15 protein-coding genes are annotated in these 19,621 nt (G+C 71.6%); 8 read left to right on the forward strand and 7 right to left on the reverse strand.

Going from position 1 to position 19,621, the window contains the following annotated elements; all coding sequences use genetic code 11:
* Window positions 1-72 precede the first annotated feature (72 nt).
* The 4 genes from topA (at window position 73) to mqnC (ending at window position 8,536) form a co-directional block, all read left to right on the forward strand.
* Window positions 73-2,994, forward strand: a complete 2,922-nt coding sequence (topA, locus tag DEIPH_RS01665; RefSeq protein WP_034352732.1) for a type I DNA topoisomerase — start codon at window positions 73-75, stop codon at window positions 2,992-2,994.
* Window positions 2,995-3,330 (forward strand): hypothetical protein, encoded by a 336-nt coding sequence (locus DEIPH_RS01670; protein ID WP_034352734.1) that lies wholly within the window; start codon window positions 2,995-2,997, stop codon window positions 3,328-3,330.
* Between the two features lie 90 nt (window positions 3,331-3,420).
* The gene (locus DEIPH_RS18540) at window positions 3,421-7,275 is read left to right on the forward strand and encodes an HD domain-containing phosphohydrolase (RefSeq protein ID WP_051517067.1); all 3,855 of its coding nucleotides are present in this window, start codon (window positions 3,421-3,423) and stop codon (window positions 7,273-7,275) included.
* Window positions 7,276-7,354: 79 nt separating this feature from the next.
* Window positions 7,355-8,536 carry a cyclic dehypoxanthinyl futalosine synthase gene (gene mqnC / locus DEIPH_RS01685; RefSeq protein ID WP_034352740.1) on the forward strand — a complete coding sequence of 394 codons (1,182 nt, stop codon included), beginning with the start codon at window positions 7,355-7,357 and terminating at the stop codon, window positions 8,534-8,536.
* 61 nt (window positions 8,537-8,597) lie between these two features.
* On the opposite strand, the gene DEIPH_RS01690 is transcribed toward mqnC, so the two are convergent.
* Entirely contained in the window at window positions 8,598-8,837 is a 240-nt protein-coding gene (locus tag DEIPH_RS01690) for a hypothetical protein (RefSeq protein ID WP_034352877.1), read from the reverse strand.
* 198 nt (window positions 8,838-9,035) lie between these two features.
* Here DEIPH_RS01690 and DEIPH_RS01695 point away from each other — a divergent pair, with 198 nt between their 5' ends.
* Window positions 9,036-10,292 (forward strand): glucose-1-phosphate adenylyltransferase family protein, encoded by a 1,257-nt coding sequence (locus DEIPH_RS01695; RefSeq protein WP_034352743.1) that lies wholly within the window; start codon window positions 9,036-9,038, stop codon window positions 10,290-10,292.
* Window positions 10,293-10,380: 88 nt separating this feature from the next.
* Window positions 10,381-11,406 carry a tRNA dihydrouridine(20/20a) synthase DusA gene (gene dusA, locus DEIPH_RS01700; protein ID WP_034352745.1) on the forward strand — a complete coding sequence of 342 codons (1,026 nt, stop codon included), beginning with the start codon at window positions 10,381-10,383 and terminating at the stop codon, window positions 11,404-11,406.
* A gap of 270 nt (window positions 11,407-11,676) precedes the next feature.
* On the opposite strand, the gene DEIPH_RS01705 is transcribed toward dusA, so the two are convergent.
* A complete protein-coding gene (locus tag DEIPH_RS01705; protein ID WP_034352748.1) occupies window positions 11,677-12,735 on the reverse strand; it encodes a M42 family metallopeptidase in 1,059 nt (352 codons plus the stop codon).
* 36 nt (window positions 12,736-12,771) lie between these two features.
* Between DEIPH_RS01705 and apaG the strand changes: the two genes are divergently transcribed.
* Complete coding sequence (apaG, locus tag DEIPH_RS01710; RefSeq protein ID WP_034352750.1) at window positions 12,772-13,164, forward strand: Co2+/Mg2+ efflux protein ApaG; 393 nt, start codon at window positions 12,772-12,774, stop codon at window positions 13,162-13,164.
* Window positions 13,165-13,212: 48 nt separating this feature from the next.
* Here the strand turns inward: apaG and DEIPH_RS01715 are convergent, their stop codons facing one another.
* From DEIPH_RS01715 to DEIPH_RS01730, 4 genes are all read right to left on the reverse strand, one after another.
* Window positions 13,213-14,940, reverse strand: a complete 1,728-nt coding sequence (locus tag DEIPH_RS01715) for a sensor histidine kinase (protein WP_034352752.1) — start codon at window positions 14,938-14,940, stop codon at window positions 13,213-13,215.
* Between the two features lie 89 nt (window positions 14,941-15,029).
* A complete protein-coding gene (locus tag DEIPH_RS01720; RefSeq protein ID WP_034352755.1) occupies window positions 15,030-15,743 on the reverse strand; it encodes a hypothetical protein in 714 nt (237 codons plus the stop codon).
* Window positions 15,744-15,810: 67 nt separating this feature from the next.
* Entirely contained in the window at window positions 15,811-16,560 is a 750-nt protein-coding gene (locus DEIPH_RS01725; protein ID WP_034352758.1) for an RNA methyltransferase, read from the reverse strand.
* A gap of 52 nt (window positions 16,561-16,612) precedes the next feature.
* Complete coding sequence (locus tag DEIPH_RS01730; protein ID WP_034352762.1) at window positions 16,613-17,434, reverse strand: hypothetical protein; 822 nt, start codon at window positions 17,432-17,434, stop codon at window positions 16,613-16,615.
* Between the two features lie 78 nt (window positions 17,435-17,512).
* Here DEIPH_RS01730 and DEIPH_RS01735 point away from each other — a divergent pair, with 78 nt between their 5' ends.
* The gene (locus DEIPH_RS01735; protein WP_034352765.1) at window positions 17,513-18,220 is read left to right on the forward strand and encodes an alpha/beta fold hydrolase; all 708 of its coding nucleotides are present in this window, start codon (window positions 17,513-17,515) and stop codon (window positions 18,218-18,220) included.
* Between the two features lie 3 nt (window positions 18,221-18,223).
* Here the strand turns inward: DEIPH_RS01735 and DEIPH_RS01740 are convergent, their stop codons facing one another.
* On the reverse strand, window positions 18,224-19,555 hold the full coding sequence (locus DEIPH_RS01740) for a glycogen synthase (RefSeq protein WP_034352768.1): 1,332 nt from the start codon (window positions 19,553-19,555) through the stop codon (window positions 18,224-18,226).
* Between the last annotated feature and the right edge of the window lie 66 nt (window positions 19,556-19,621).

Below are 19,621 nucleotides of genomic sequence, written 5' to 3' on the forward strand. Positions count from 1 at the left end.
ACCTGCCTTCCGTTGCCGTGCCGGGGGCCGTGCTACGCTCACCGTCAATTCCCGCCGGGAGTGACCTTACTTATGTCCAGAACCCTCGTGATCGTCGAGTCGCCCGCCAAGGCCAGAACCATCGAGAAGTACCTCGGGAAGGGGTACGCGGTGGAGTCGTCCATCGGGCACATCCGCGATCTGCCGAGGAGCGCTGCCGACATTCCCGAGAAATACAAGGGCAAGGCCTGGGCGCGCCTGGGCCTGGACATCGAGGACGACTTCCGGCCCCTCTACGTGGTGTCGCCCGAAAAACGCCAGCACGTCGCCCGGCTGCGCAAGCTGGCCGCCGACGCCGACGAGATCATCCTGGCGACCGACGACGACCGCGAGGGCGAGAGCATCGCGTGGCACCTCTATCAGGAGCTGAAGCCCAAGGTGCCGGTCAAGCGGATGGTGTTCCACGAGATCACGAAGGAAGCCATTCAGCAGGCCATCGCCCACCCGCGTGCCATCGACACCAATCTGGTGGAGGCGCAGGAGGCCCGCCGCGCCCTCGACCGCCTCTACGGCTACGAGGTCAGCCCGGTGCTGTGGAAGAAAGTCGCGCCGAAGCTCAGCGCGGGCCGCGTGCAGTCGGTGGCGACCCGCATGCTGGTCGAGCGCGAGCGCGAGCGGATGCGCTTTGTCAGCGGGACGTGGTGGGACCTGCTGGTGACGGCGCAGACGGCCCAGGGCGCGACCTTCCCCGCCCGCCTGACCGACGTGGCCGGGCAGCGGCTGGCGACCGGTAAGGACTTCGACCCCCTGACCGGCAAGCTGAAGAAGGGGGCCGAGGTGCGCCTGCTCGACGAGGCGGCGGCCCGCGCCCTGGCGGACGGCCTGAAGGGGCAGCCCCTCACCGTCACCAGCGCCGAGGAAAAGCCGTTCACGCAGCGGCCCTACGCGCCCTTCATCACCTCCACCCTCCAGCAGGAGGGAAGCCGCAAGCTGGGCTTTGCCGCCACCCGCACCATGCGCGCGGCGCAGCGGCTCTATGAGGGCGGCTACATCACCTACATGCGCACCGATTCCACCAACCTGTCCACCGAGGCCGTGAACGCGGCCCGCACGCAGGTGAAAGCGATGTACGGCCAGGACTACCTCAGCCCGCAGCCGCGCGTGTACGCCAAAAAGGCCAAGAACGCGCAGGAGGCGCACGAGGCGATCCGTCCCGCCGGGTCGAGCTTCCGCACGCCCGACGCGCTGCGCGGCGAACTCAGCGGCGACGAGTGGCGGCTCTACGACCTGATTTGGAAACGCACGGTGGCCTGCCAGATGGCCGACGCGCGGGGCCGCAGCCTGCGCGTGCGCCTGGCGGGCACGGCCCAGCTTGGTGAGGGGGGCGGGGAAGCCGTGGGCCTCAGCGCCTCGGGCCGCACCATCGACTTCCCCGGCTTCCTGCGCGCCTACGTGGAAGGCAGCGACGACCCCGCCGCCGCCCTGGAAGACCGAGAGACGCCCCTGCCGCCCCTCAAGGAAGGCCAGCGCGTCACCGCCGAGGGTGTAAAGCCCGAAGGCCACGAGACGCAGCCCCCCGCCCGCTACACCGAGGCCAGCCTGGTGCAGTCGCTGGAAGGCGCGGGCATCGGCCGCCCGAGTACCTACGCGAGCATCCTGGGCACCATCCAGGACCGGGGCTACGCGGTGAAAAAGGGGCAGGCGCTCATTCCCACCTGGACCGCCTTCGCCACCTCCGCGCTGCTGGAACACCACTTCGGGCGGCTGGTGGACTACGACTTCACCGCGAAGATGGAAGAGGACCTCGACGACATCGCGGGCGGGCGGGCGCACCGCGTGCCGTACCTGCGCCGCTTCTATCTGGGGGACGGCGGCGAGGGCATGGCGCTGCGGCCCCTGATCGACTCCAAGATGGGCGAGATCGACGCGCGCGGCATCGCCACCATCACGGTCCCGAAGCTGGAAGGCAGCGGCATCGAGGTCCGGGTGGGCCGCTACGGGCCGTACATGCAGCGCGGCGAGCAGAAGGCCAACCTCCCCGAAGACCTCGCGCCCGACGAGCTGACCGCTGAGAAGGCCGAGGACCTGATGAGCCGCCCCACCGGGGACCGCGTGATCGGCACCGATGGGGCCAGCGGCCACCCGGTCGTGGCCCGCGCCGGGCGCTACGGCCCCTACGTCACGCTGGGGGAGGGCAACCCGCCCATCCGTTCCGCGAGCCTCTTTCCGGGCGATGACCTGAATACCCTCACGCTGGACCGCGCCCTGCGGCTGCTGAGTTTGCCGCGTCTGGTCGGCACCTCCGAGGGCGAGGAGATCTGGGCACAGAACGGCAAGTTCGGCCCGTATCTGAAGCGCGGGGGGGATTCGCGCAGCCTCGCCACGCACGAGCAACTGTTCACGGTCACGCTGCCGGAAGCTGAGGCGCTGTTTATGCAGCCGCGTTTCCGGGCCAAGGGCGCGGCCGCCGCGCCGCTGCGGACGTTCGAGTACGAGGGCCGCGCGCCCATCCTGCTGAAGTCGGGCCGCTTCGGGCCGTACCTCACCGACGGCGAGAAGAATGCCACCCTGCGCAAGGGCGAGGAGGAGGGAAGTCTCACCGCCGAACGCGCCCTGGAAATCCTGGAGGAACGCGGCAAGGTGCCGCAGAAGAAAGCCGGTCAGAAGAAGGCCGCAGGGCCGAAGACGGCGCGGGCGGGCGCGAAGGCTGCGCCCAGGAAGGCGGCCGCCAGAACCGGCACAGCGAAAAAGGCGGCCCCTCCCCGCAAGGCCGCCACCAAAGCGGCGCCCAAGACCGCCAAAGCGGCCGCCAAGCCCACCTTCGCCTGGGCTGACCTCAAGCCGCACCTGGGCGTGCTGAGCGAGCCGGAACGTGCCCTGGTCACGGCCACCCGTGAACAGGGCCGCAAGGTGGAGGACGTGGCCCCGGCTCTCGGCCTGGACGTGAAAAAGGCCAAGGGGATGGCGCTGCAAGCCAGCAAGAAGCTCAACCAGGCGGCGCGCGGAGCAGAGTAGGTGGCCCGCCCCCGTCTCAACCACCCGGAACCGCCCCAGGCGCTCCACCTCGCCCGGCTGGCCCAGGGGACGCCCGGCGAGTGGGTCACGCTTCCCGGCGGCCTGCTGCGGGTGCTCGCCCTGCAAGGCAAGGTTGCTGGCCCCGCCGTTTCCGGCTGGCTGACCTGCCTCACGGGTGAGGCGCTGCTGGACCTGCCGCAGGGGGAATTCGTGCGCCTGCGCGCCGCTGAAGGCTACCGCGTGGGGCTGGACGAAGCCTGGGAAGCGTTGCCCGTCAAGGCGGGCACGGTCCTGCTGCTGGTGCCGGGCGGCCTGGAACCGCCGCCGGCCCTTTGAGCGGCTGGCCCCCGGAGGTGCGCGAACTGTGAGCTGGGGCGGTGTGGAGAACTGTAAGAGGCGGGCTGGCACACTCGGAAGGGACTGCTGATGCTGACGCCCGCGCCCTCCACCCCGGATGCCCACCTGGCCCTGCTCGATCTGGCGAGCGGGACCCTGCATCCGCTGTCGGGAGACTGGCTGTGGATGGGCTGGACGCCTGGAACGCCGGTGCTGCTGGAGCGCTGGCTCGACCTGGTCTGCCCCGAGGACCGCAGCATGCTGGAAGCCGAGCTGGACCGGGCCGCGCGGCAGGGGGACGCGGTGTTCCGGCGGGTCCGTTTCGGCCTGCGCCCTCTTTCCCCGGGGGTGCGTCACAGGGTGCAGCAGGCGGAGGCGGACTGGCATGTGGCCCGCCGCGCCTCGGACGGCCGGGCCACCCATCTCGGCGTGGCGCTGCGGCTCCTGCCGGCCAGCCAGGAGGACACTGCGACGCCGCCCATCCGCCCGACCCGGCTGCCCCCCCGGGCGGACCTGCTGGGCGGCATGACCGATACCGCCACCTTCACCTGGACGCAGGGCGCACCCGGGACCCCGGCGCTCCAGGTCAGTCCGTCCCTCGCGGCGTGGCTGGGCGCGGCCCCCGGGACACTGGAGGCGCTGCTGGCGCATCTCGACCCGGAAAGCGCCGACGTGCTCCAGACCTACCTGCTGGACCCGGCGGCTTCCCCGGAGCGGCCCCCGCTGGAATGGCTGGGCGAGATCCGTGGGGGCCGCCTCCCCTCGGAGGTGGGGGAATTCACGGTCCGGCCCGTGCTGCTCAGCGTGCAGCCGCCTGGCCGGATCGCCGGGGCGCGGGTGGCGTTCGGCGTGCTGCGCGACGTGGGGGAACCCCTGCGGCTGCAAGAGGCCCTGGCCGACCGTGAGCGGCTGCTGCGCGAGGCCCAGGCGCTGGCCGGGCTGGGGTCCTGGCGCTACGACCTGCGGCGCGGCTCCCTGGTCTGGAGCGATGGAAATTTCCACCTGCTGGGTCTGCCGGTCGGCACGCCTGACCTCGGCATCTGGTCCGCCCACATCCATCCCGAGGACCGGGACCGGGTCAATGCGGCCATGACCGCCACCTGGCCGGAGGCGCGGCTGACGCTGCGCTACCGCATCCTGCGTGCGGACGGCGAGGAACGGGTGGTCGAGACACGGGGGCGGGCCGAGGTCGGCCCGGACGGTCAGCCCGCGCTGCTGTACGGCACCACCCAGGACGTGACCGGGCAGGTGCGCGCCGAGGCCCAGGAGCGCGAGGCCCGCCGCCTCCAGGCCGCGCTGCTCGACGCCGCGGCGGCCATTACGGCCACCCTCGACCGGGACGAGGTGCTGGCCCGGCTGGTCGGCAGCGTCGGGCGCATGGTGCCCTTCGACGAGGCCGACATCCTGCTGCTGGACCCGGACGGCGAAACCCTGCGGCTCGTCTTGCGCCGGGGCGGGCCGAACGCGCCGGCCCCGCCGGGGGGGAAGCCCGTGAGCTACCCCCTGTCGAGCTTTCCCCTGCTGGTCAGCGCGGCGGCACGCGGCTCCGCGACGGTGGTGGAGGACGTGCGCCGCTCGGCCAGCTGGGTGCCCCTGCCCGAGAGCCGCTGGGTTCGCAGCGTGCTGCTGCAACCCATCATGGTGGAAGGACAACTGCTGGGCTTCCTGAAGCTGCTCAGCGCCGCGCCCGGGGCCTTCAGCGCCGAGGGGGCCGAACGGGTGCGGCTCTTTATGGGGTACGTTCGGGCCGCGCTGCACAACAGCCGCCTATATGAGCTGGCCCGCCGCGAGGCCCACCGGGCCAGCGTGCTGGCGGACCTGGCCGCGCGGCTGAACCGGCCCCTCACGCCGGAGCAGGTCGCCGACGTGGTCGCGCACGGGACCCGGGAGGCGCTGGGGCGCGGCTGCGTCAGCGTCGTGCGGCAAGACCCCGTGCAGGGGGAGCCGTACCGCGTCAGCCGGGTCGGCTTCGAGGACCACCCCGGCGCGCACTTGCCCGAAGTGCGGGACCGTCCGCCCCTGCGTCCCCCACCGGTCCAGTCCGGCGGCGCGGGGATCGGGACCCGGCTGACCCTGCTGACCGGCGCCACGCCGGAGGAGGCCCGGACCTTGACCCGGCTGGGCTACCGGCAGGTTCTGCACATCAGCATGGGGCGCGACGGCAGCTTTCTGGCCGGTCTGTATGTCGGGTTGCTGGACCCGGTCCCCTTTACCCCCGAGGAACAGGAACTGCTGGTGGGGATCGCGGAACAGGCGGCGCTGGCCTTTCTCAATGCCGATCTCCGGGCCGAGAACGCCGCCCGGCTGCGCGACCTGACCGTCCTGAATCTCACGGCGCAGCGGTTTGCCCAGCTGCTGGACGAGGCGGCTCTGGCAGACGCGGTGGTCGATGCCGCCGCCGAACATTTCGGCACCGACTGCGCCTGGGTGGTCGCCCGCACGCCGCAGGGCCAGCTGTCGCCGCTGTCCACCCGGCCCCAGCCCCTGCCGGACCTCGGCCCGGACTGGCCCGGCCCCCACCCCGCGCTCACCGCCCTGCTCCCGGACGTGCCGGTGGCCCTGCGGCCCGGGAGCGACCCCCTGGAGGGCCGTGGGGCGTGGTGGGCCGCCGCCGCCGCACACGGTATCCGGAGTGCCGCCGTGATTCCCGTGCCGTTCCCGAATCAGGAACTGCTGGGCCGGGACGCGCCGACCTGGGAAGCCCCCAGGCTGCTGCTGCTGCTCAGCCGGGTCCCGGGCGCGTACACCCCGCAGCGCCTGCGGGTGCTGTCCACCCTGGCCCACCACCTCGGCACCGCGCTGCACAATGCCCGGCTCTTTCAGGAAACCCGCCAACGCCTCGCCCGGCTGGAGGCCCTGCACGACCTCGACAGCGTGATCAGCACCGCCCACGACCTTGACCACGTGATGGGCCGCGTCGCGGAGATCGCCGCCGCGCAGCCGGGCGTGAGCGCCGTGACCGTCTGTTTGCGCAGTCCGCACACGCCGCTGCTGGAGTACGTCGCCGCGCAGGGGTTGATGCGGACCCTGCCGGACGCGGCGGCCCTCAGCGGCGAGGGACCCCCCGCGATCGTCGCGCTGGAGGGCCGCCCGCTGCGGGTCCCGGAGGTGGCGACCTCGGCCCTGATCGGCGTGGGGGCCTGGGCACGGCAGGTGGGCGCGCGGGGCTACCAGGCCCTTCCGCTCAGCGCGAAGGGGCAGGTGCTGGGCGTGCTGGAGTACGTCTGGCACGCCGAGGACCCCGACCCCCAGACGCATGTGTTTCTGCGCGTCCTGGCCGATCAGGCGGCGATTGCCAGCGAGAGCGCCCGCCTGTACCGCGACCTGCAACGCCAGACCGTCCACCTGGCCCTGGCCTACGACGAGACGCTGGAGGGGTGGTCGCGCGCGCTCGACCTGCGCGACAAGGAAACCGAGGGGCACACCCGCCGCGTCACGGACCTGACCGTGCAGCTCGCCCAGGCCTTCGGCATAGACCCGGAAGCCCTCACGCACGTCCGGCGCGGCGCCCTGCTCCACGACATCGGCAAGATGGGGATTCCCGACGCCATCCTGCACAAACCCGGCCCCCTCGACGCGGCCGAGTGGCGGGTCATGAAGCGCCACCCGAACCTCGCGCTGGAACTGCTCTCGCCCATCGGGTTCCTGCGCCCCGCCCTGGACATCCCCTACACCCACCACGAGAAGTGGGACGGCAGCGGCTATCCCCGGGGCCTGCGGGGCGAGGCCATTCCCCTCTCGGCGCGCCTCTTTGCCGTGGTGGACGTCTGGGACGCCCTGACCAACGACCGCCCCTACCGGCCCGCCTGGACGCCCGAGCGTGCGCTGGCCCACATCCGCGCCGAGAGCGGCACCCACTTCGACCCCCGCGTCGTGGAGGCCTTTACGGCGCTGATCGTGGAGCGCCACCCGGAGCTGGCCGGGGTCCTGAACCGGGATGGGTAACGGCAGCCCCCCGCCGGGCTGGTGCCGGTCCGGTTCCCCTGGGACAATTCCCGCCTGTCCGGAGTGCTAGCGTGCGGCCATGATTGCGGGTGACGACGTTGTGGGAGCCGAGATTCTTCAGAAAGCCGCGTCCGGCGAGCGTCTGAACGCCCCCGAGATCGAGGCGCTGTACCACCTGCCGCTGCCCGACGTGGCGGCGGCCGCGCACGAACTGCGCCTGACCCGCCGTGACCCGGACGTGGTGACGTTCCTGATCGACCGCAACATCAACTACACCAACATCTGCAACGTGGGCTGCAACTTCTGCGCCTTTTACCGCACCCGGCGGCAGAGTGACAGCTACACGCTGGATTACGACCAGATCAGCGCCAAGATCACCGAGCTGGAAGCGGTGGGCGGCACCCGCATCCTGATGCAGGGCGGCGTGAACCCCGAGCTGGGCCTGGACTATTACACCGGCCTGTTGCGGCACATCAAGGCCCACCACCCCGGCATCCGCATCGACGCCTTCTCGCCCGAGGAGGTGCTGTTCATGGAACGGAGCTTCGGCCTGAGCCTGGACGAGCTGCTCGACACGCTGATCGCGGCGGGCCTCGACGGTTTGCCGGGCGCGGGCGGCGAGATTCTGGAAGACGACGTGCGGAAAAAGGCCGCGCCCGCCCGTATCCGCAGCGAGGACTGGTTCCGGATCATCGACGCGGCGCAGCGCAAGGGCCTGTACACCATTGCCACGATGGTGATCGGCTTCGGGGAAAGCTACGCGCAGCGCACCCGCCACCTGCTGAAAATCCGCGAGCAGCAGGACCGCGCCAACGCCCTCTACGGGGGCAACGGCTTTTCGGGCTTCGCCATGTGGACGCTCCAGACCGAACACACCCGCCTGCACGGCCGGGCACCCGGCGCGACCGCCCACGAGTACCTCCAGCAGCTCGCCGTGGCCCGCATCGCGCTGGACAACCTGCCCAACATCCAGGCGTCGTGGCCGGGGCAAGGCTTCAAGGTCGCGCAGGCGTCTCTGTACTACGGCGCGAACGACCTCGGTTCCACCATGATGGAGGAAAACGTGGTCAGCGCGGCGGGTGGGCACGGTCGCCACAAGGCCACCGTGCGCGAACTGATCCGCATCGCCGTGGATGCCGGGTTCACGCCCGCCATCCGCAACAGCCGCTTTCAGATTATCGAGTGGCCCGAGGTGGGCGCCTATCTCGACCACGCCGAGGCGAATCCCGAAGCGGAGCGGGCGGTGGGCGCAGCGGGCTGAGCGGTCAGGGCCAGAGCGGGCGGCCCTGGCCCCTTCCAGCAGGATCGGCCAGCAGGGTCGGTTACGCCGCCCCGTCGAACTGGGTCTGCCGCTCCAGGTCGTTCAGGGCCTCCTCGTAGAGGGTCTGGGACAGCCCCGGCACCACTGCGAGGAACGTGGCGGCCTCCTCCAGCGTGGCGTGCGTGCTGTCCTGTCGCCAGCCCGGCCCCTCCGCCATCAACCGCACGCGCCCGGCCTGGATCAGGAACCGGACGCGGCCCTCTCCGGTACGGGTGTCGCTGAAGTGACGTGTCACGTTCATGCCCTCAGCGTAGCGGGCAGGCGTGAGGCCCGCATCCGTCAAAGTGATGAGGTCTTCACGATCTGGGGACCAAACGGTACGTTTCTCACCTTTCGGTGGCCCTGGAGTCTGGGGCGCTTTCCCCTGTCCGGTCGCTCATGAACGGCTGCCCAGCCGGCGCTCACGCGGCAGCCGCTCTGTTCGGCCACACTCGCACACGTGGGTTCCCGTATCGCCGGACAGAAGGTTCTCGCCATTGTGCTGGCGGGGGGCAAGGGCAGCCGCCTCGCGCCCCTGACCACCGAACGGGCCAAGCCCGCCGTGCCGTTTCTGGGCACCTACCGCCTGATCGACTTCACGCTGTCGAATCTGGTCAACAGCGGCCTCTCGGACGTGTGGGTGATCGAGCAGTATCTCCCGCACGGCCTCAACGACCACCTGTCGGGCGGGCGGCCCTGGGACCTCGACCGCACGCGCGGCGGACTGGTCGTGATGCCGCCCTTTTCCAGCCCAGGGAACGAGGGGGGTGAGTTCGCGCACGGCAACGCGCACGCCCTGGCGCAGCACGCCGGGCTGATCCGCGAGTTCGGGGCGGACGTGGTGCTGGTCCTGAGTGCCGACCACATCTACCGCTTCGACTACGGCGAGGTGATCCGCGCCCACGGGGCGCGCGGCGCGAGCGTCACGCTGGTGACCACCGAGGTCGGGGAGGCGGAAGCGACCCGCTTCGGGAACGTGCGCGCGGACGGGGACGGGCGGGTGCGCGAGTTCGCCTACAAGCCCGGGGAGCCGCTGGGCCGCACGGTCACCGCCGAGATCTTCGTCTACGACGTGCCGGTCCTGCTCTCGACCCTCGGCGAACTGGAGCGGCAGGGCGACCTCGGTGACTACGGTGAGGCGTTGCTGCCCGCCCTGGTGGCGCGTGGGGACGCCTTCGCCTTCCCGCTGGACGGGTACTGGAAGGACGTGGGTACCCTGGACGCCTACCTGACGGCCCACCACGACTTTCTGGACGGCCACGGCTTCCCGCTCGACGCCGAGGACTGGCCCTTCATCACCAGCAGCATCTCGCGGCCCCCCGCCCGGATCGGGAAGACGGCCCGACTGGACGACGCCCTGATCTGTGGTGGGGCCGTCGTCGCGGGCGAGGTCCGCCGCAGCGTCATCGGCCCGAACGCCGTGGTGGAGGCGGGTGCCGTGGTCAGGGACAGCCTGGTGCAGCCGGGAGCCGCCGTGAAGGCCGGCGCGACCGTGACCCGCGCCATCGTGGACAACGGGGCCACGGTCGGGGAAGGTGCCGAGGTGGGCGGCCAGGAGACAGACCGGCCCCCCACCGTGATCGGTGCGGCGGCCACCGTCGAGGCCGGGGCGCGGGTGGGCGGCGGCTTGCAGGTGCCGCCCCACCAGACTGTCCGCGCGGGCCAGGAGCAGCAGACGGCCAGGAAGCCGGAAGGCGACGACCGGGCCGGGAAGTAGCGCCCGGCGAGGCCCCCTGGGGTTGTTGCCCCCCGGCAGGTGGGGCGGCACCTTTTTCCCCGTTCCCTTCCCGTAGACTGACCGGCTGATGACGGCCTCTCCTCGCCCTCCACACACGCTCTCGGTCGCGCCGATGATGGACTGGACCGACCGGCATTGCCGCGCGTTTCACCGCACGCTGTCGCGCCGGACGCTGCTGTACACCGAGATGGTCACGACCGGGGCCATTCTGCACGGCGACCACGAGCGGCATCTGGGCTTCGGGCCGGTCGAGCATCCGCTGGCCCTGCAACTGGGCGGGAGTGACCCGGCGGCGCTGGCCGAATGCGCCCGGATCGCCCAGGACTGGGGCTACGACGAGGTCAACCTGAACTGCGGCTGCCCCAGCGACCGCGTGCAGAACGGTTCCTTCGGGGCCTGCCTGATGGGGACGCCGGGCGTGGTGGCCCGGGCGGTGGAAGCGATGCGCGGCGCGACCTCGCTGCCCGTCACGGTCAAGCACCGCATCGGCATCGACGATATGGACAGTTACGACCACCTGACGCGCTTCGTGCGGACGGTCGCGGAGGCGGGCTGCGGCACCTTCATCGTCCACGCGCGCAAGGCGTGGCTCTCGGGCCTCTCGCCAAAAGAGAACCGCACCCTGCCGCCCCTGCGCTACGAGTTGGTGCGGCAACTGAAAGCCGACTTTCCGCACCTGACCATCGTGCTGAATGGCGGCGTGCTGACGCTGGACGCCGCGCGGGAGCACCTCACCTGGGCCGACGGTGTGATGATCGGGCGCGCCGCCTATCAGGACCCCTTCATCCTCGCCGCTGCCGACCGCGACGTGTTCGGGGAAGACGGGATGCCCCCCACCCGCCGCGAGGCCGTCGAGGCGTTTCTGCCGTATGTTGCCGCAGAGCTGGAACAGGGGCAGCCCCTGAACCGCATGATGAAACACACCCTGGGCCTCTTCGCGGGGCAGCCCGGCGCGCGTCACTGGAAAAGGACCCTCAGCGAGCGCGGCCACCTGCCCGGCGCGGGGCTGGACGTGGTGCGGGAAGCGCTGGCGGGCGTACCGGACAGCGTGCTGGACGCGCGGGCGGGGGTGGGGGAGTCTCAGCCGGTCTGAGAGGCTGTTTTAGGGTCCTTATAGACGACGCAGTGCGCCGGGAAGTCGTGCCCGTTCCCCCCTCTGCTTCGCCGCTTTACAAGTCCCAGCCTCCCCCGCCAGGGGGGACGCGCAGAGCTGCTTGTAGAGGAGCAAAAAGCGCGTTTCTATCGCGTCTCTGAGAAACCCACCCGACTTTTCAAACAGCTTCTGAGCGGACATAAAAACCGCCCACCAGAAGCAGTGGGCGGGTTCCGCTGGTGGCTCAAAGCCCACAGCCCAGCGCTGGCTTCAGCGCGTGAAGTCCGGCTCCGCCTCCAGCGCCCGGATCCACGCGGCGATGATGTCCACACAGGCTTTAACGTCGCGGGCGTCCACCATCTCGCTGGGCGAGTGCATGTAGCGGTTGGGAATGCTGACGACGGCGGTGGGTACCCCTGCCCGCACCAGGCTGAGGGCGTCCGCGTCGGTGCCGGTGTAGCGGCCGCTGGCGCTGAGGGTGTAGGGGATGTTCTGCGCCTGCGCGGCGGCCGTCATCTGGCGCAGAATCACGGGGCTGGTCATCGGGCCGACGGCGAGGTTCGCGCCCGAGCCGAAGGGGACCACGCCGTATTTCTTCTCGCTGACGCCGGGCTGCCTGGTCTCGTGCGTCACGTCCACGGCCACGCCCGCCACCGGATCGAGCCGGTAGCCGCTGATCTGTGCGCCGAACACCCCGATCTCTTCCTGGCTGGTGCCGACCGCGACGACCCGGTGCTTCAGCTCGGTGCCTTGCAGCGCCCGCAGCGCCTCCAGCACGATGTAAGCTCCCACGCGGTTGTCCAGCGCGCGGCTGACGATCTTGTCGCCCACCATGATCGGCCCCTGCTCGATCACGCCGTAGGTGCCGACCGGGATGCGGGCCTGCGCGTCCTCCTTGCTCAGGCCCACGTCGATCCAGAGGTCCTCGATCTTGCTGGCGTTCTTGCGGTCCTCGGGTTCCATCACGTGAATGGCCTTTTTGCCGATCACGCCGAGGAGGTCGCCGCCGGGGGCGAGCAGGCGGATGCGCTGCCCCACCAGCACCTGCGGGTCCCAGCCGCCGACGCCCAGCACGCTCAGGAACCCCTCGTCCCCGACGTGGCTGACGATCAAGCCGATCTCGTCGAGGTGGCCCATCAGGGCGATGACGGGCGCACCTTCCGGCCCGAGTTCGGCGTACACGTTGCCGTAATGGTCCTCGCTGACGCGGGCGAAAGAGGCGGCCTCCTTCTTCCACACGTCGGCGGCGCGGCGCTCGGAACCGCTGGGGGCGGCTTCGCTGAGCAGGGCGAACAGGAAGGCCTGATGGATGTGTTGTGGCTGACTCACGGGGGCGAGTCTACGCCGCGCGGCTATGCTGCCCGCATGAGCCATTCCGCTGAGCTGGACACCCCGGACCTGCGCGTGAGCGTGGACGTGTCCTACCTCCCCGCGCACTCCACGCCCGAACGCCGCGTCTTCAGCTACGTGGTCCGTATCGAGAACCGCAGTGGCGAGACGTGGCGGCTGCTGGCCCGCCACTGGGACATCGTGGATGCCGGGGGCCGCGAGACGGTCGTGGACGGCGAGGGCGTGGTGGGCGAGCAGCCCCTGATCCCGCCCGGCGGGGCCTTTGTCTACGATTCCTTCGTGACCGTGCAGGACACGCCCGGCCGGATGGGGGGCCATTACGTGATGCAGGACGCCTGGGGCACGCGGGCCCAGGTGCCGATTCCACCCTTCGTGCTGGAGGTGCCGGGAGAGCGGACGCTGAACTAGCGGCCAGTTTTCAGCAGGGGCCTTCCTGGCTGACGGCCGAAAGCGGCCCTACGCCTGCGGCACCTCCGCCTCCACCAGCGTCCCGTGTCCGGGGCTGCTCAGCACGCGGTAGTTTCCGCCCCGGCTTTCCACACGCTCGCGCATCTGCATCAGGCCCAGGCCACCGGCGCTGCTGACGCGGCCCGACACCTGCTCGGGGTCGAAGCCCGCGCCGTCGTCCTGCACGCGCAGGGTGACCTGTTGCCCGCCATGCAGCGTGACCGTGACCTCACGGGCGCGGGCGTGCTTGGCGACGTTGTTGAGGCTTTCTTGCAGGATGCGGAACACCACCGCCTCGTCGCCCGGCGCGAGGTGAATGTCACCGGACACGTTCAGCGCCGTGCGGACGCCGTTCTGCGGCCCGAAGTCCTCCACGTAGCGGCGCACGGTTTCCAGCAGCCCGTAGCGTTCCAGGTCGATCGGGCGCAGCGCGAAGATCGAGCGCCGCACCTCGCGGATCTGCTCGCGCAGCAGGGCGGTGGCGGCCTTGACCTCGGCCTCGGCCCGGTCCGGGTCGCTGTGAAGCTGGCGGGCCACCACGTCGAGTTTCAGGGCGCAGAAGGCCAGCGACTGCGCCACACCGTCGTGAATCTCGCGGGCGATGCGGGCGCGTTCGTCGCTGATCGCCAGTTCCTCGGAGTACAGGTAGGCGCGGGCGTTACGGACCCCCAGCGCGGCCTGGGCGGCCAGCAGCGCCAGCAGGGGCAGGTGGACGCCCTCGAAGGCGTCGGGGCGCGCGTCGCCCAGGACCAGCACGCCCACCAGCCCCTCGTCGTCGCGCATGGGCAGGCCCAGGGCGCTGGCGGCTTCCGGGAACACGTCCGCCGCCTCGGCCGCGCCCGCCACCAGCGGGGTGCCCGCCTCGGCCACCCGCAGCACGAAGGCCGGGGCGAGGGCGCCGCCGCTGCTGCTCACCTCGCCGCCCGCGTGCTGGGCGTACTCCAGCCGCAGCACGCTGTCCTGGTCACTCAGGTACGCGGCCCGCGCCCCCGCCCGCACGCGCTCGGCCATGTTGCGGGTCACGCGCGCCAGCAGGCGGCGCATGTTGCGCTCGGCGCGGATGGACTGGTCCACGCTGTAGAGCGTCATCAGGTCGAGGGTACGTTGCCGCGCGGCCTCCACCCCGGTCGCCACCTCGGCGGCCAGCGCCTGCGCGAGCGCTTCCGTTTCCGGCGTGGGCGGCGTGTCGAAGTGCAGCGCCAGCGCCCCGCCCCCCGGAATCCCCACCCGCAGGGGGTAGAGGTCGGCCCGGGGCGCGGCGGCCGTCTCCCCGCTGGCCGAGCTGCTCAGGCCGCCGGGCACCGTCAGGGTCGCGTGCGTGGCCCCGGTCGCGCGCACGGCCCCCCGCGCCGCGACCTCCACCACCGCGCCCATGTCGGGGGCGTCCGTCAGGTCACGCATCAGCTCCTGCACGGCGCGCAGCCGCGCGTGCGAGGCGCTGAGCTGGGCGTACGTGTCGAGCAGCTCGCGTTCGGCGCGCTCGCGGGCGCGGGTGCCCTCCGCGATCCATTCCACGGTAAAAAAGGTCACCGCCGGGCCGACCAGTCCGTAGAACAGCAGGTGCGCCCAGACCTCGGCCACGGGGTGTTGCAGCCGCGCAATCCCGTACTCCACCACCGCCACCACCAGCACGATCAGCGGCGGCAGCACGTTCCGCACGAGCTGCACCCGGTCCGAGGGCGTCACGTCGCGCGGGGCGGGCGGCGGGGTGGGCAGGGAGGCGGGCGCGTCGGTCATGGGAGACAGTGTAGGGAGGGGGCGGGGGAGACGCCGTGAACGGCGAGGGAAAGGGAGACGCGCCTGGGCCTGGGACCTGCCCCGGCCGCTCAGGAAGCGGCGCGGGCAAGGGCCTGGGGAACCCCGGGGGGCAGGGGATGTCTGGCCCCCGGATTCTGCCAGAGCTTCAGGTCCGGCAGCAGCCTGCCGCCCTCGAAGGAACAGAGCAGAATGCCGCTGAGCCGCTGGCGGTGACGGTGGTAATCGCGCACGCCCTCGGGCTGCACTTCAGGCAGCTGTCCCGGTCGGGGCGGCCCGCCGAGCAGGTGGACAGCACCCGGAACGAGGCTGTCCCGTTCGCCGCCCGGGGGAAGCACCACCACGAGCAGGTTCGCCGTGCCGGGCGCGCATTGGCCGATCTTGTCGCAGGTCACCCGCGCGATCTTCAGCGTGTTTCCCATCAGGGCACCGCCGGGCGGCTCCATCCACCGGGGCCGGGTGACTTCCACGAGAAACGAGGAATGGGTCTTGAACGTCACCTGGAAGTCGGGGCCGCGCTGACCGGCCGCGCGGAACGGCTCGTACAGGACGCTGAAGCTCCGGTCGCGCAGCAGGAAGGCCGCGACGGCCAGCTCGGCGAGCAGGTCGCCCCGTTCGTCGGCGCTGGCTGCCAGACGCGCTTTCTTGCGCAGCTTGGTCGCGTGGCTTTCGGCAAAGACCAGAAAAGGGCGTGATTCGGCACTCCAGGTGTGCAGGAAAGGGGCGAGTGGATGTTCTGGCGAGCCGCAGATGCCCTGAATCAGGTTATCGGTGCGTTTGCTCATTTCCCCGATTATGCTGGCCGAGGTGGCTTTGAGAGGTGCTCCCTCTCGTCAGACCCCCCCCGCCCGTTCAGGCCTCCCGGTCGGCCTGCCTCTCCGGTCCCGCCTCTCCCGGAAGCTTTCTCGCCGCGTCCTCCACCTTCCACTGCACCTGCCGCAGGAAGCCCCGGAAGAGGCGGCTCTCGGCGCTGCTCATCAGCGCGCGGTCGAGCAGCGCGCGCCACAGCCGCAGCGTGTGGCGGGCGCGCACGGCGTCGGTGTAGCCGATGAGTTGCATGGTCTCGTGCAGGTGGCCGTACATCGCCTCCATCTCCTCGCGGGTGGCGGTCTTGCGGTCATAGGCTGGGGGTTCATCCTGCGCCTGGAGGAACTCGTAACACACCAGCAACACCGCCTGCGCGAGGTTGAGGCTGGCGTACTCGGCGGTCGGCACCCGCACCGTCACCTGACACTGCTCCAGGTCGCTGTTGATCAGCCCGGTTTCCTCCGGCCCGAAGACCAGCGCGGGGGCCGCCGCCGCGCGCACCAGCGGGCGCACCTGGGCGGGGTGCCGGGGCGCGGGCAGGTCGGCGCGCAGGCGGGCGGAGGTGCCCACGGTCACGTCGCGGTCGGCCAGCGCCTCGCGCAGGGTGGGATAGAGACGCGCGCCCCGCAGCAAATCGGCGGCGTGGACGGCCATCGCCACCGCCTGGGCGTCCAGGTAATCGCAGCGCGGCGCGACGATCCGCAGGTCCGAGGCCCCCATGTTCAGCATCGCGCGGGCCGCCGCCCCGATGTTGCCGGGCGTTTTGGGAGAGACGAGGACGACCGCGAGATTCACGCCCCGGATGCTAGCGCGGCGAGGCCGGCGAGAGGCGGACAACGGCGGACGCTCACCCCACCGCCAGAATCGGATTCTCGGTCTCCACCCCCAGCCCCAGGGCCAGGTCCTGGGCGAGTTCTCCCGGCGTATCGCCCCAGCTTTCCACGCTGACGTGTTCCAGTCCGCGTGCGCGGGCCAGGGCGCACACGCCGAGCAGCAGGGCGGCGCGCAGGCCGGTGTGCCTCAGGTCCGCCCGCACCCCCGGCGCGTCGATCCGGGCGTAAAGTTCCTCGGGCGCGGCGCGGCAGAGTCCGGCGGCCCGGCCCTCCGCGTCCAGCGCGATCAGGCTGAGGTGCGGATCGAAGCCGCCCGCGCCGTCCGCCGCCGCCTCGGGCGTGACGGCGTGGTGCCCAATCCGGTCCTCGTAGGTCGCGAGGGCGTCCAGGCGGGTGGCGGGGTCGGACACGTCCGCGAGGGGCAACAGGCGCAGGCCCTCCGGCACCTCCGTCCTGCCCGCAGGCGTCGGCCCGGCCAGCAGGCGGTAAGCCCCGACCTCGCGGTAGCCTGCCGCTTCCAGCGCCTCCGCCGGAAAGAGGGAACCGTCCGCGAAGGCGTAGGCGCACCCTGCGTCCTGCCGGGCGGCGTAGGCCAGGGCGGTGGCCGCCTCCAGATGGTCCGGGCCGGGGAGCGCGCCCCCCACCAGTTCCGCGCCGTGCGCCGGGCTGGGCCGCAGGCCGACCGCCCCGACGACCTCCCCCGCCTTGTTCTGCACCATCCAGGCTCTCACCAGCACGTCGGCCATCCAGGCGACCGCCTCCCCGGGGGCACCGTACAGCGCGGCGAACACGGGCGGCAGATCGGCGGGCCGGACGGGCGAGACGGTCACGGGCATGGGGGAAAGCCTAGCAGGGGAGCCACGCCCAAGGGACGCTGAAGGGTGTCCGGCTCGCGCCCGTCCTAGCCTGACCGCATGACCCAGGACCGACCCCGCACCGTGCTGCTGCTCCACGCCTATCCCCTCTCCGCCGCGATGTGGGATGATCAGAAAGCCGCGCTGGAGGCAGCGGGCCTGACCGTCCTCGCCCCGAACCTGCCCGGCTTCGGCGGGGCCGGGGGCGCGATGACCTCGCTGGCGGACACGGCCCGCGACCTGTTGAACACGCTGCCGCCCGAACCCGCAGCGCTGGTCGGCCTCAGCATGGGCGGCTACCTCGCGCTGGAGCTGCTCGCGCAGGCCCCGGACCGCTTCGCCCGCGCCGTGCTGGCCGACACTTCCGCCCGCCCCGACGACGCCGGGAAGCAGAAAGACCGCCGCCAGCAGGCCGACCGCGTGCTGGCTGAGGGCCGGGACTTTATCATCGAAGCGGCCCGCGAGGAACACCGCCCCGGAACGTTTGCCCGCATCCGGCCCATGATCGGGGCCGCCACGCCGCAGGGGATCGCGGGGGCGCTCCGGGCGATGGCGGCGCGGCCCGACCAGCGGGACACCCTCCGCGCCCTGAGGCTGCCCCTGCTGGCCCTGGTCGGGGAGCAGGACGACCTGACACCCCCCGAGCTGGCGCAGGAAATCGCGGCCCTGGGGCACGGCGAGCGGCAGCTCATCCCCGGCGCGATGCACCTCTCGAACCTCGACGCGCCGGAAGCGTTCAGCGCGGCGCTGCTGGCGTTCCTGCGCTGAGGCTTACAGGCCCCGGTACAGCGCGAGGTACTGCCGGGCCGGGCCGTCCCAGCTGAAGTCCAGTGCCATGCCGCGTTCCATGCGGGCCTGCCACTCGGGCTGATCCTCATACGCGGTCCGCGTTTCCCGGCAGGCCGCCGCCAGCGCCTGCGGCGTCGCGTCCGCGAACCGGAAGCCCACGTCGCCCGGCACGGTGTCCACCAAGCCGCCCGTCTCGCGCACGACCGGCAACGTGCCGTAGCGCATGGCGATCATCTGCGACAGGCCGCACGGCTCGAAGCGGCTGGGCATGGCAAAGGCGTCCGCACCCGCATAGACGCGGTGCGCGAGCGCTTCATTCAGACCCGGCACGAAAGCCACGCGCGGATGCTGTGCCCAGCCGGTCAGCGCCGCTGTCAACAACGGATCGCCGCCGCCCAGCACCACCACGTTCCAGTCCTTCACCAGTTCGGGCAGCGCCTCGATCAGCAGGTCCATGCCCTTCTGGTCCGCCAGCCGGCTGACCACCCCCAGAAGCGGCGCGCCGTCCAGCCCGAACTCCGCGCGCAGAGCGGCCCCGTTCGCCGCCTTCCCCGCCGCGTCCGTGTAGGGGTGAATGTCGGGATCGGTGCGGGGGTTCCAGCGGTCCTGGTCCAGCCCGTTCAGAATCCCGCTCAGGCGGCCCTCCAGCGCGAGGCGCACCAGCAGCCCGTCCAGCCCCTCACCGTACTGCGGCGTGGTGATCTCGCGCGCGTAGGTGGGGCTGACGGTGGTGACCTGCCCCGCGAAGACCAGCCCCGCCTTCATCAGATTCAGGTCCCCGAAGAACTCCACACCTTCCGGACCGAAGGTCCAGTCCGGCAACCCCGTCCACGCCCAGGCCTCGGCCAGATTCCAGCGGCCCTGGTACTGGAGGTTGTGGATGGTAAAGGCCGTGCGCCAGCCCAGCAGATGCGCGTGCGCCACCACCAATCCCGCCTGCCAGTCGTGGCCGTGCAGCACGTCCGGCCGGATCTCCAGCGCGTGCAGCACCGGCAGCACGGCCCGCCCAAAGGCGCAGAAGCGCTCCACATCGTCGGGGTGGTACAGGCCGGGCCGCTCGAAGGCGGGCAGGCCCACGAACAGGAAGCGCACGCCGTCCTGCCGCACCTCCCCGGCGCGCACCGGGCCGACACCGGGCACCTCGCCGCGCCACACCTCCTGCGGCGTGCCGGTCAGCGCGGCGTACCAGGGGGACACGACCGTCACGTCCGCACCCAGCCGGGCCTGCACCGCCGGCAGAGCCGCCAGCACGTCTCCCAGCCCCCCCGACCGCGAAAAGGGAAACACTTCCGACGCCACATGTACGGCCCGCATGCCCCGCACTCTACCCCGGTAGGCCTGGTTGTGGGGTTTGACAACCCCCGGCGGCGCTGGTACACT

It is taken from the genome of Deinococcus phoenicis, from assembly GCF_000599865.1.
GTDB classification, from domain to species: domain Bacteria; phylum Deinococcota; class Deinococci; order Deinococcales; family Deinococcaceae; genus Deinococcus; species Deinococcus phoenicis.